This window comes from Marinimicrobium sp. C2-29 (assembly GCF_038419845.1).
GTDB lineage: Bacteria > Pseudomonadota > Gammaproteobacteria > Pseudomonadales > Cellvibrionaceae > Marinimicrobium.
In genome coordinates, this window is sequence record NZ_JBCAQT010000016.1 from 39,065 (window position 1) to 51,461 (window position 12,397).

The following is a 12,397-nucleotide window of genomic DNA, read 5'->3' on the forward strand; positions in this document are numbered from 1 at the left end:
GACTTTAGCACCCAAAACCGTCAAAAAAGCGACCATCCATGGCCTTACCCAGCTTCAGCCAATTGAACAATATCGACCGCGGAGCCGCTTTCAAACAGCTGCGCGGCCTGGGCCAGAACAATCTGGGTGTGCCGCTGTTGCTGCTGATGTTGCTGGGTATGATGATTCTGCCCGTACCGCCGTTTCTGCTGGATGCTTTCTTTTCCTTCAATATCGCCCTGTCGATCGTCGTGCTGCTGGTGGGCGTCTACGCCATGCGGCCGCTGGATTTCGCCGTTTTTCCGACGATTCTGCTGGTGGCCACACTGCTGCGGTTGGCCCTGAATGTGGCCTCCACCCGCGTGGTGCTGCTCAATGGGCACGAGGGTGGCGACGCCGCCGGTAAGGTGATCCAGGCCTTTGGCGAGGTGGTGATCGGGGGCAACTACGCGGTCGGTCTGGTGGTGTTCCTGATTCTGATGATCATCAACTTTGTGGTGGTCACCAAGGGTGCCGGGCGCATCTCCGAGGTGAGTGCCCGGTTTACCCTGGATGCCATGCCGGGCAAACAGATGGCCATTGACGCCGACCTGAATGCCGGCCTGATCGACCAGGACGAGGCACGCACCCGGCGCCAGGACGTGGCGAGTGAGGCCGACTTCTACGGCGCCATGGACGGTGCCAGCAAGTTTGTGCGCGGCGATGCCATCGCCGGCATCCTGATTCTGGTGATCAACATCATCGGCGGGTTGGGCATCGGCATGATCCAGCACGACCTGGCCTTTTCCCAGGCGCTTGAGTTCTACATTCTGCTGACCATCGGCGACGGTCTGGTCGCCCAGATTCCGTCTCTGCTGCTGTCCACTTCCGCCGCCATTCTGGTGACCCGGGTCAACAGCTCCGAGGACATGCGCGAGCAGATCATGGGGCAGATGTTCGCCTCGCCCAAGGCACTGGCCATTGCCTCGGGCGTACTGATTCTGATGGGCTCGATCCCGGGCATGCCGCACGTCGCCTTTCTGGGCCTGGGCTTTCTCTGCGGCGGGCTGGCGTATTTCATTCACTGGCGTCAACAGCAACCCCAGGCGGTGGAAGCGGATCAGGGCTATGTGCCCCCGGCCAGCCGCTCGGCTCCCGGTGGGGGCAGTCAGCCGCCGATCGATGCGGGGGGCTCCGGGGGAGGGACCGCGTCTCTGCCGCCGGCACCCAAAGAGTCCGCCGAGCTCGACTGGGACGACGTCCAGCCGGTGGACATCATCGGGCTGGAAGTGGGTTATCGCCTTATTCCTCTGGTCGATCGGGGGCAGGGCGGTGAACTGCTGGGTCGGATCAAGGGGGTGCGCAAGAAGCTGTCCCAGGAAATGGGTTTTCTGATTCCCTCGGTGCATATCCGGGACAACCTGGACCTGATGCCCAACGCTTACCGGATCAGCCTGATGGGCGTCGCGGTGGCCGAGGCCGAGGTCTACCCGGACCGGGATATGGCGATCAATCCCGGTCAGGTATTCGGCGAACTGGAAGGCAACAAAACCAAGGATCCGGCCTTTGGCCTGGATGCGGTCTGGATCGATGCCAACCAGAAAGAGAAGGCCCAGACCCTGGGCTACACCGTGGTGGATGCCAGCACGGTGGTGGCCACCCACCTTAACCAGATTCTGCAACAGCACACCTGGGAGTTGCTGGGTCATGAGGATGTGCAGAAGCTGCTGGACATGCTCGCCAAGAGTTCTCCCAAGCTGGTGGAAGAGCTGGTGCCCAACACCGTCAGTCTGAACGTGTTGCTGAAGGTGCTGCAGAACCTGTTGCGTGAGCGGGTGCCGATTCGCGATATGCGCTCGATCGCCGAAGCCCTGGCGGCCAACCCGAGTAAGAGTCAAGATCCCGCCGCTTTGACCGCGGCGGCCCGGGTGGCGCTTTCACGCCAGATCGTACAGAACATCGTGGGTTCCGACCGGGAAATGCCGGTGATCACCCTGGATCCCGAGTTGGAACAGTTATTGCTCAACACTGTTCAGCAGGCACAGAAATCTGGCGCCGACGACAGTGCCTTTATCGAGCCCAGTCTGGCCGAACGCTTTCAGAAATCACTGATAGAGGCGGCACAAAAACAGGAAGTGGCGGGGAAACCGCTGATTCTGCTGGTGGCGGCGCCGTTGAGATCCATGCTGGCGCGTTTTGCCCGCAACAGTGTCCCGGACATGAATGTGTTGGCTTACACCGAAGTGCCCGAGAACAAACAGATATCCATTGAGGCCAGCGTCGGTGCCGGCCAGAAAAACAACCGCTAGCCCGGCCAGCTGACCCGGCTGAGTGTATAGACCCCAGCGTAGTCAATGACCTGCGCAGTAAACGACCAGCGCAGTAAACGAGGAGTACGACAATGCAGGTAAAGCGATTTCTCGCGGCGGATATGCGACGCGCCCTGGAAATGGTTCGCCAGGAGCTGGGACCCGATGCGGTGATTCTGTCCAGTAACCGGACCAAAGAGGGGGTGGAGTTGTTGACTACAAAGGCGACTCCCGCCATGCCGGAGATGCCACCCGAACCTGAGCCCTCCATGTCGGCCCCCGAACCGGATCAGGCAATACCGCAAGCGGGAAGGGCTCTACCGCAAACCGGTAAAGAACGGGCGGCGGCCATTGAACAGGCCCGTCAGCGCCAGCAGCTGCAGCGAGACGTCGAGGCCTCGGCCGAAGAATTCCTCAAACCCAATCAGACCGTGAACGCGGGCATTCCCGCCGGCCATGGCCGGGTCGCCGCCGCCATGGGTGCCGACCGGGCCCCGGGCTCTGGTAGTGTCCAGCATCATTCTGAGCCGCGCCGTGAAGATAGACGCAGCGACGACAGAGTCTCTGACGTCCGGCGTTTCCAGTCGGCCGCCGAGCGCTACCCGCTGCACGATGAAACAGTGAGCGATCGCGCCCAGCGCCCGGCCGCCCAACAACCGACCCGCAACCCCTATGCCGCGTCAGCCAGTGGCGAAGCGCCCAGCTCGGGCCCTCAACTTCGGGAGTTGCAGGAAGAGCTGGCCGAAATGCGACTGCTGCTCGAAGAGCAGTTGTCTCAGGTGGTGGGCGAGCGCCGCGATGCCCCCAAGCCGCCGGCACTGGCCAGCATCTCGCGCCGCCTGGCCCGTATGGGGCTGCCCGCCTCGGCTGTGGAGGCCGTGATGGAAGGCGCCACCAGTCAGGGGCCACTGGCCCGCAGCTGGTCCGATGCGCTGGCCCGACTGTCCCGGCAACTGCCGGTCGATAATGCCGATCGGGTGGATAAGGGTGGCGTGTTTGCACTGGTTGGCCCCACTGGTGCGGGCAAAACCACCAGCATCGGCAAACTGGCCGCCCGCTATGTGATGGCCCATGGGGCGAGCGAAGTGGCACTGGTCACGCTCGATACCCATCGCATCGGCGGCCATGATCAGTTGCGTTCCCTGGCGCGTATATTGGGTATCACCGTCAAGGTGGTGGATGATCGTCAATCCCTGGACTCGGTGCTCTACAATCTGCGTCGCTGCTCGTTGGTCTTGATTGATACCGCGGGCTTCCGTCAGGGCGATCCGCGCCTGCTCGCCCAGATGGCGCTGCTCGAATCTCAGCCCAAAGTGGAAAATCTTCTGGTGTTGCCCTGTAACAGTCAGGAAGCCATGCTCAAGGCTTCACTGCACGCCTACAGTGGCGCGGGGCTGGCCGGTTGCATCCTGACCAAACTGGATGAGAGCGCGAGCCTGGGTGAGGCCATGGGCGTAGTCATGCAGAGCGGGGTGCCGATCGTCTATACTACCCACGGCCAGGATATCCCGCGCGATCTGGACGTTGCCCGTGGGCATCAGCTGGTGGCGCGAGCCGCGGCCCTGATCAAACAGACACACAGTGAACGTCGATCCGTCGACCCTGAACAACCGGCCAAAAAGACAGTCCGGCCACGATCCCGGGCGGTCTGACCGGCGGTATTGAACGCCGTCTTTAACAGTCCGCCAGCGGATTTCGAGGAGTAATAACACACATGAGTCAAGCGCGTCCGGTACAAGTCATCGCGGTCTCCGGTGGCAAAGGCGGAGTCGGCAAGAGCAATATCTCCGTCAATCTCAGTATCGCCCTGGCGGAACTGCGCCGCCGGGTGGTGCTGCTCGATGCCGACCTGGGGCTGGCGAATGTCGATGTGCTGCTGGGTCTGAAGGCCAAACACACATTGTCCGACGTGCTCGAGGGCACCCACAGCCTGGTGGATGTGCTGGTGCCCGGTCCCTCCGGTCTGAAAATTGTGCCGGCGGCCTCCGGTGTGCAGCGCATGACCATGCTCGGTCCGCGCGAGCACGCCGGGCTGATCAACGCTTTCAGCGAACTGAGTGATCAGCTGGATGTGCTGGTGGTGGATACGGCGGCCGGTATTTCCGATACCGTCATCAGCTTTGTGCGCGCGGCCAACGAAGTGCTGGTGGTGGTCTGTGATGAACCCTCGTCCATTACCGATGCTTACGCCCTGATCAAGGTGCTCAACCGCGATCACGGTCTGCAGCGCTTTCGGGTGGTGGCCAATATGACCCGCACGCCGCGTGAGGGCCAGGCCATGTTCAACAAGCTCAATGGCGTGTGCGAGCGATTTCTGGATGTTACGCTTCAATTTTCCGGGCATATCCCGTTTGATGAAAATGTACGCAAAGCCGTGCAGAAACAGAAATCGTTGCTGGAGTTTGCCCCTCACGCCAAGGCGTCTCAGGCCATCCGGGAGCTGGCGCGAGAGGTGGACCAATGGCCCCTGCCCAGCGCACCTACGGGCCGTCTGGAATTTTTTGTCGAGCGCCTGCTTCAGGTCGCCAACAGCCGCTAGCGAAGGCCGTTAACGGGCTTTGGAGGTAACTGACAATGGCCGCAGCCGATGGATTAGCCATGTACGATAAAACCAGACAGATTGGCAGCCAGATTCGGGTGGAAGATTACGCCCCTCTGGTGAAACGGATCGCCCATCACATGATGCTGCGTATGCCCGCCTGTGTGCAGGTGGATGATCTGATTCAGGCCGGGATGATCGGTCTGCTGGAGGCCGCGCAGAAATACGACTCCTCGCGGGGCGCCAGCTTTGAAACCTATGCCGGTATCCGGATTCGCGGGGCGATTGTCGATGAGATGCGCCGGGGCGACTGGGCGCCACGCTCGGTGCACCGCAATGCCCGCCGGATCAGTGAAGCCATCGGGGTGGTGGAGAGCCGCACCGGTCGGGACGCCCAGGATGCCGAGGTGGCGGACGAGTTGGGGGTCGAGATCAATGACTATTTCGCCATGCTGCGCGACAGCAGTGCCAGCCGCCTGTTCAGTTACGAAGAGGCCTTCGGGGACGACGAGACCAGCATCTCCACCGCCGGCACCGGTAGCGACCACGCCAGCCCCCTGGAAGGAATTCAGCGCTCGGCGCTAAAGCATTCGCTTGCGCAGGCGATAACCCAACTACCGGAGCGGGAAAAACTGGTATTGGCGCTCTATTATGACGAGGAGCTCAACCTCAAGGAGATCGGGCAGGTGCTGGGCGTCAGTGAGTCGCGTGTCAGCCAGATTCACAGTCAGGCCGCTCTGCGCCTGCGCACCCGTCTGGCAGACTGGCGCGGCGAAGATTGACCTGGGGCGCATTTGTGGGTAATTTGCCCGGCTGCTTGCTGAGTCCAAGGCTCGGCCCTGCTATCATAGACTCAACTCTTAAACCGACTCCCGCCAGAGTAGATGGAGGTTGCATTGGATAAAAACATGAAAATCCTGATTGTCGACGATTTCTCGACGATGCGACGGATTATTAAAAACCTGCTTAGAGACCTGGGTTTCAGCAACACTCACGAGGCGGATGATGGCGTTACGGCGCTCCCCATGCTTCGCAGCGGCGAATTCGACTTTCTGATTACCGACTGGAATATGCCCGGCATGAGTGGCATTGACCTGCTGAGGGCGGTGCGTGAAGACGAGAAGCTCAATACGCTCCCGGTGCTGATGGTGACCGCTGAAGCCAAGCGCGACCAGATAATCGAAGCGGCCAAGGCGGGCGTCAACGGTTACGTGGTCAAGCCCTTCACCGCGGCCGCACTGAAAGAAAAAATCGAGAAAATTTTCGAGCGCGTCAACTGATTGGCGCTCGGCGCTACAGGTATAATAAGGCTTTCCCATGGCTTCACCATCCCAGCTGCATGAGAACGAGGAGTTCATCTCCGAACTGAAAGAGTGCGCCAAGCTCCTGGTTGATAAACTGCAGGGCGATCACTACGAAGAGGCATCCCAGCTGATTCACGCCATGACCGAAGTGCGTGACCGACACATCTTTCAGTCCGTGGGTCGACTGACCCGTGGCCTGCACGATGCCATCGTCAATTTCAATGTCGATGGTGACCTGACCTCTGAACCTCCCAATATTGCCAACTCCGAAATACGGGACGCCTCCAACCGCCTGAACTATGTCATCGACCTGACCCAGAAGGCGGCCGATAAAACCATGGACATGGTGGATGAGTCAGCGCCCATCGCGACCAATCTGGGTCAGGAGGCCGGAGCGCTGCGTGAGGAGTGGGCCCGGCTGAAGCGCCGCGAAATGTCGCCGGACGAGTTCCGGGACCTGTACCACCGGATGGATGAGTTTCTGGGCCAGATGGTCACCGGAACCGACCAGCTGGGCCGCAATATGCAGGAAATCGTGCTTGAACAGGGCTTTCAGGATCTGACCGGACAGGTGCTCAAGCGGGTGATCGGACTGATCAACGATGTCGAGCAGGATCTGGTGAGCCTGGTACGGATCGCCTCCCAGGTGGAAGACGTTACAGGTTTTGAGTTTGATGCCGATACCGGAGAGGGCGGCAGTGAGAAACGCAAGAACAGAAACAAGTCAGGCGAGGGACCCCAGATCAACGCCAGCGAAAAAGCCGACGTGGTCAGTAACCAGGACGAAGTCGATGACCTGCTCTCCAGTCTCGGGTTTTAGTGGCTGATATTGGCGCTTGATCGTTAGCCGCCTGTCATTGTTTGTATTTTAGGAGCGCTGAATGGGTTTCGGTGAAGACGAAGAAATTCTCCAGGACTTCCTGGTCGAAGCAGGGGAAATACTGGAGAAACTGTCGGAGCAGCTGGTCGATCTCGAGCAGCGCCCCGATGACACCGATTTGCTCAATGCGATCTTTCGCGGCTTTCATACCGTCAAGGGCGGTGCCGGCTTTCTGCAGCTCGATCCCATGGTCGAATGCTGCCATGTGACCGAGAACCTGTTTGATGTGCTGCGCAACGGCCAGCGCCAGGTAACGCCAGAGCTGATGGACGTGGTGCTCGAAGCACTCGACACCGTCAATCAACAATTTGCCGACATTTCTCAGGGCGAGGCGATGTCGCCCCCCGATCCCGACCTGATTCTCACCCTGGAGCGCCTGGTCAAGGGCGAGCCCGCCGGCGCGAATGACGGTCACTCTGAGGCCCAGGCCGACCCGGACCCGGGAACCGGCGAACAATCCCCTCCCGCCAGCGGTGACATCACCGACGATGAGTTTGAGCAGCTGCTCGATGCCATTACCGACGAACCGGCCGCCTCGGGCAAGCCGGCTCCTGCCTCATCGGCCAGCGACGACACCATCGAAGAAGACGAATTTGAAGCCCTGCTGGATGAAATTCACGGCAAGGGCAAAGCCCCGGGAAGCTCCCAGAAGACCCCGGATGACAAACCGGCCGATGCCGGTGCGGGGCAGGGCAGCGACGAAATTGACGATGATGAGTTCGAAGCGCTACTGGACGAGCTGCACGGCAAGGGCAAGGGGCCCGGCGCGGGCGCAGCCAAACCGGCGACGACGGCTTCTTCCGAGTCCGGCAACAAAAAAGCGGCCAGTGGTGACACCGATGACGTCATTTCCGATGACGAGTTCGAATCCCTACTGGATGAACTGCACGGCCAGGGGCGTGGCCCGAGCGTGGGCGCCAAACCGGCGGGCAAGTCAGAGCCCGCCTCAGCGGTCGAGCCACAAGAGCCTGCTGAAAAACCGGAACCGGCACCAGCAAGCTCGCCCAAAGCGAGCAGTGGCGGAGGTGGCAACGAGTCTCCCGCGAACACCAAACCGCCCGTAACCGGAGGCAAAGGTCCGGAGAAGAAGGGCCCAGAGAAGAAAGGTCCGGAGAAGAAGAACACTGAAAAGGATGGAGGCGCTACCGCGCCGGCGGCGGACACCACGGTCCGGGTCGATACCCAGCGGCTCGACGAAATCATGAACATGGTGGGCGAGCTGGTGCTGGTGCGCAATCGGCTGGTGCGCCTGGGCGATGACATCCAGAACGAGGCATTGGCCAAGGCCGTCTCCAACCTCGATGTGGTCACGGCCGACCTGCAATCCTCGGTCATGAAAACCCGGATGCAGCCCATCAAAAAGGTGTTTGGTCGTTTCCCACGAGTGGTGCGCGATCTGGCCCGCAACCTGAAAAAGGAAGTGAGCCTGGAGATGGTGGGGGAGGACACAGACCTCGACAAAAACCTGGTCGAGGCGCTGTCCGATCCGCTGGTGCACCTGGTGCGCAACTCCGTGGATCACGGCATAGAGCTGCCCGATGCGCGCGAAGCCGCCGGCAAGCCCCGGGCGGGCACTGTGGTCCTGGCGGCCGAGCAGGAAGGCGATCATATACTCTTGTCGATCACCGACGACGGCGCGGGGATGGACCCGGACAAGCTGCGCCAGATTGCCGTGAGCAAAGGCGTCATGGACGCCGATAGTGCCCAGCGATTGTCTGACACCGAGGCGTTCAACCTGATTTTCGCGCCGGGCTTCTCTACCAAAACCGAGATTTCCGACGTTTCCGGACGCGGCGTCGGTATGGATGTGGTGAAAACCAAAATCAGCCAGCTCAACGGCACCATTGAGATTCAGTCGACCCTGGGCGAGGGCACCCGGCTGAAGATCAAAGTACCGCTGACGCTGGCGATCATGCCCACCCTGATGGTGATGCTGGCCAAGCAGGCTTTTGCCTTGCCGCTGGCCAGCGTTCAGGAAATATTTCATATGGATATGCGCAAAACTCACACCGTGGATGGCCAGGAGTGCGTCACCATCCGGGATCGGGCGATTCCGGTGTTTTATCTCAAAGACTGGTTGATCAGTGGCGTTCGCGAAGACCGAAGCCACGAAGCCCACGTGGTGATTGTGGCCATCGGAACGCGCAAAGTGGGGTTTGTGGTGGACCAGTTGATCGGTCAGGAAGAAGTGGTGATCAAGCCTCTGGGAAAAATGTTGCAGGGCACGCCCGGAATGGCCGGGGCGACGATTACCGGAGATGGTACTATGGCGCTCATCCTGGACGTCCCCGGTTTGCTCAAACGCTACGCGGGTGGCGTCTGACCGGATAACCCACGGCTACGGAGTCACCGGGCCACAGAGTCAAACACAGGAGTTTCCAGCGATGCCATTGCGGGTGTTAGTGGTAGATGATTCGAGTTTCTTTCGCCAGCGGCTGAAAGATATGATCGATCAACACCCGGAGCTGACCGTCGTTGGCACCGCCACTAACGGCCGCGAGGCCGTTGAGCAGGCGCGCACGCTCAGGCCTGATCTCATCACCATGGACTTTGAAATGCCGGTGATGGATGGTATTACCGCCGTGAAGCACATCATGGCGGAGCGGCCGGTGCCGATTCTGATGTTCTCCTCGCTCACCTATGAAGGCGCCCGCATTACCCTGGATGCGCTGGCGGCCGGTGCGACCGACTTCATGCCCAAAGACTTCAGCGAGGTCTCCCGCAACGCCAACCAACTGCGCGACAGACTGCACGAGCGACTCTTGACCCTGGGGCGCCAGTCGCGGGCCTCGGCGGCGGGTGCCCGCTCCAGCACGGTGGCCCGGCCTTCATCGGCCCCCACAACGGCTGACAGCCGTTCGCGTGAGCCTCTGTTGAGTCGCGAGCGTGAGCGCCAGCCTGTAGGCCGGACCGGGCCTCAGGTTCGCCCGAAGCTGTTGGTCATTGGTGCCTCTACCGGCGGGCCCGTGGCTCTGACAGAAGTACTGGTCAACCTGCCGGCCAACTTCCCACTGCCCATCGTATTGATCCAGCATATGCCGGAGAATTTCACCCGCGCCTTTGCCGAACGTCTGGATCGCCAGTGTCAGATCCGCGTGCGCGAAGCGGCGGAAGGCGATTCGCTCGAGCCGGGGCTCGCTCTGCTGGCTCCGGGTGGGCGGCAGTTGATGCTCGACAGTCGCAATGGCGGCAGCATCAGAATTGTGGACGACGCACGTATGACCTATAAGCCTTCTCTGGATATCACTTTTGGCTCCGCCGCCAAACAGTATGGTAACGCGGTGCTGGGTGTGGTGTTGACCGGGATGGGCTCGGATGGCCGGGAGGGCGCGCGCATGCTCAAAACCGCCGGCGCCACCATCTGGTCCCAGGACGAGCAGAGCTGCGTGATATACGGTATGCCCATGGCCGTCGCCAAAGCGGGACTGACCGACAAGGTGCTCAGCCTCAAAGACATCGGGCCGCGTCTGGCGCGCGAGGTGAGTTGATATGGATATTCTGAGCATCCTCGGGGTTATTATCGGCTTCGCGGCACTGATCGGCGGTAACTTCATTGAGGGTGGATCACTCTCCTCTTTGCTCAACGGCCCGGCGGCGCTGATTGTGATTGGTGGCACTCTGGGCGCGGCCATGTTGCAGACGCCCAAGGTGCACCTGAAACGGGCGCTGGTGATTTTCCCCTGGATCTTCCGGCCACCGGTGTACGCTTTTCGCCGGGGCATCGACCAGGTGGTGGCCTGGTCCGTGACAGCGCGCAAGCAGGGGCTGCTCGGGCTGGAACAGGTAGCCGACAGCGAAAAAGACCCCTTTGCCCGCAAAGGCCTGCAACTGATGGTCGATGGCAGTGAGCCCCAGGTCATTCGGCGGGTCATGGAGAACGAGCTGATCCTGAGCGAGCAGCGCGATCAGGACGCGGTCCGGTTTTATGAAAGCATGGGCGGTTACTCGCCGACCATCGGTATTATCGGCGCGGTCATGGGGTTGATCCATGTCATGCGCAACCTGGCAGACCCGGAGCAATTGGGTCCGGGGATTGCGGTGGCCTTTGTCGCCACCATTTACGGCGTTGCGCTGGCCAACCTGTTCCTGTTGCCCATCGCCAACAAACTGAAAATGTGCATCAACGAACGCTCTCAGTATCGGGAGTTGATGATTGAAGGTATTATCGCCATCGCCGACGGTGAGAATCCGCGCGCGATCGAGATGAAGCTCAACGGCTACCTTCACAAGTAGCATCACAAGTATAAGTAGAGTCACTTTATGCCCCGTCGCCGACCTGCTGAACTGCATGTGAATCACGAGCGCTGGTTGGTCTCTTACGCCGACTTCATTACCCTTCTGTTTGCCTTTTTTGTGGTCATGTACTCCGTCTCTCAGGTGAACGAAAGCAAGTACCGGGTGCTGTCCAACACTCTGACCGAAGCATTCGAACCGGCCCGGGCACTCCGCCCGATTCAGGTCGGCGATCCCGCCCGCGCCCCCTCGACCTCCGCCATTGATATCCGCGGTGACGACCGGGGCGATACCGCCGAGCCGGAAATCGGCGAATCGGCGGCCATGGCTGAGCTGACCGATCTGGCGCAGCGCATCACCGAGCGCTTCTCCGGGCTGGTCGGAGACGATCTTCTGGCGGTGCACGCCAATGAATACTGGCTGCAGATCGAGCTACGCGACAGTATCCTGTTCGACTCCGGCAGCGCGGAGCTGAGCCCACGCGCGGAGAACCTGTTTGCGGACATGGCGGGTCTGCTGGTGGAATACGACAATCCGGTTCAGGTGGAAGGCCATACCGACGATCAGCCCATCCGCAACCAGCGCTACCCCAGTAACTGGGAACTGTCGGCGGCCCGGGCCAGCGCCATCGTCAAGTTGCTGCAGAGTGAGGGGGTCGGGCCCAGGCGGCTGTCGGCGGTGGGCTATGGCGAGCACCAACCCAGCGCCAGCAATGCCACGGCGGAAGGCCGGGCGCGGAACCGGCGGGTGACCCTGATGATTGCGCGTGAGGCGGTCGAGCGGCCCAGCGCGGCGCTCGATGAGCGCAGCAGTGAGGCCTTGCCGCTGCCGGCGGCACCAGCGGAGAGTAATGCTTCCGGTGCTGATGGCTCTTTATTAAACCCAGCTGATGGCTCTTCACTAAACCGCGCTGATGGCTCTTTATTGCCCCCCGCTGATGGCTCTTCACCCAACAGCGCTGAGGGCTCTTTATTGCCCACCGCTGAGGGCTCTCAAGAAACCGCCGTTGGTGCCGAAAACTCTTCAGGGTCGTCGGGTATTGAAGCGGTTGAGCTCGAAGGGGGTGGATTGCTGTTCAGCAGCGACCCCGATCTGCCCAGAGAGCGCCCCTAGTGGGCGGCACGATCGTTGCTCATCGTTTACCTTATGCGTGGTCAACACCGACCGTCGCCAA

The 12,397-nt window shown here is 60.9% G+C and carries 10 protein-coding genes; all 10 read left to right on the forward strand.

Annotated elements, in window-relative coordinates; translation table 11 throughout:
• Positions 1–38: 38 nt before the first annotated feature.
• Positions 39–2,267 carry a flagellar biosynthesis protein FlhA gene (gene flhA / locus AAE484_RS15080; protein WP_341939252.1) on the forward strand — a complete coding sequence of 743 codons (2,229 nt, stop codon included), beginning with the start codon at positions 39–41 and terminating at the stop codon, positions 2,265–2,267.
• 92 nt (positions 2,268–2,359) lie between these two features.
• A complete protein-coding gene (flhF, locus tag AAE484_RS15085; RefSeq protein WP_341939253.1) occupies positions 2,360–3,919 on the forward strand; it encodes a flagellar biosynthesis protein FlhF in 1,560 nt (519 codons plus the stop codon).
• 62 nt (positions 3,920–3,981) lie between these two features.
• A complete protein-coding gene (locus AAE484_RS15090) occupies positions 3,982–4,806 on the forward strand; it encodes a MinD/ParA family protein (RefSeq protein WP_341939254.1) in 825 nt (274 codons plus the stop codon).
• A gap of 35 nt (positions 4,807–4,841) precedes the next feature.
• On the forward strand, positions 4,842–5,588 hold the full coding sequence (locus tag AAE484_RS15095) for an RNA polymerase sigma factor FliA (protein ID WP_445928862.1): 747 nt from the start codon (positions 4,842–4,844) through the stop codon (positions 5,586–5,588).
• A gap of 114 nt (positions 5,589–5,702) precedes the next feature.
• The gene (gene cheY / locus AAE484_RS15100) at positions 5,703–6,086 is read left to right on the forward strand and encodes a chemotaxis response regulator CheY (protein WP_341939255.1); all 384 of its coding nucleotides are present in this window, start codon (positions 5,703–5,705) and stop codon (positions 6,084–6,086) included.
• A gap of 37 nt (positions 6,087–6,123) precedes the next feature.
• Complete coding sequence (locus tag AAE484_RS15105) at positions 6,124–6,930, forward strand: protein phosphatase CheZ (protein ID WP_341939256.1); 807 nt, start codon at positions 6,124–6,126, stop codon at positions 6,928–6,930.
• 61 nt (positions 6,931–6,991) lie between these two features.
• Positions 6,992–9,313, forward strand: a complete 2,322-nt coding sequence (locus tag AAE484_RS15110; RefSeq protein WP_341939257.1) for a chemotaxis protein CheA — start codon at positions 6,992–6,994, stop codon at positions 9,311–9,313.
• A 61-nt stretch (positions 9,314–9,374) separates the two neighbouring features.
• Entirely contained in the window at positions 9,375–10,478 is a 1,104-nt protein-coding gene (locus AAE484_RS15115) for a protein-glutamate methylesterase/protein-glutamine glutaminase (protein WP_341939258.1), read from the forward strand.
• Between the two features lies 1 nt (position 10,479).
• Positions 10,480–11,223, forward strand: a complete 744-nt coding sequence (locus AAE484_RS15120; protein ID WP_341939259.1) for a flagellar motor protein — start codon at positions 10,480–10,482, stop codon at positions 11,221–11,223.
• 27 nt (positions 11,224–11,250) lie between these two features.
• Positions 11,251–12,336: a flagellar motor protein MotD gene (motD, locus tag AAE484_RS15125; RefSeq protein WP_341939260.1), complete on the forward strand. Its 1,086-nt coding sequence runs from the start codon at positions 11,251–11,253 to the stop codon at positions 12,334–12,336.
• Positions 12,337–12,397 lie beyond the last annotated feature (61 nt).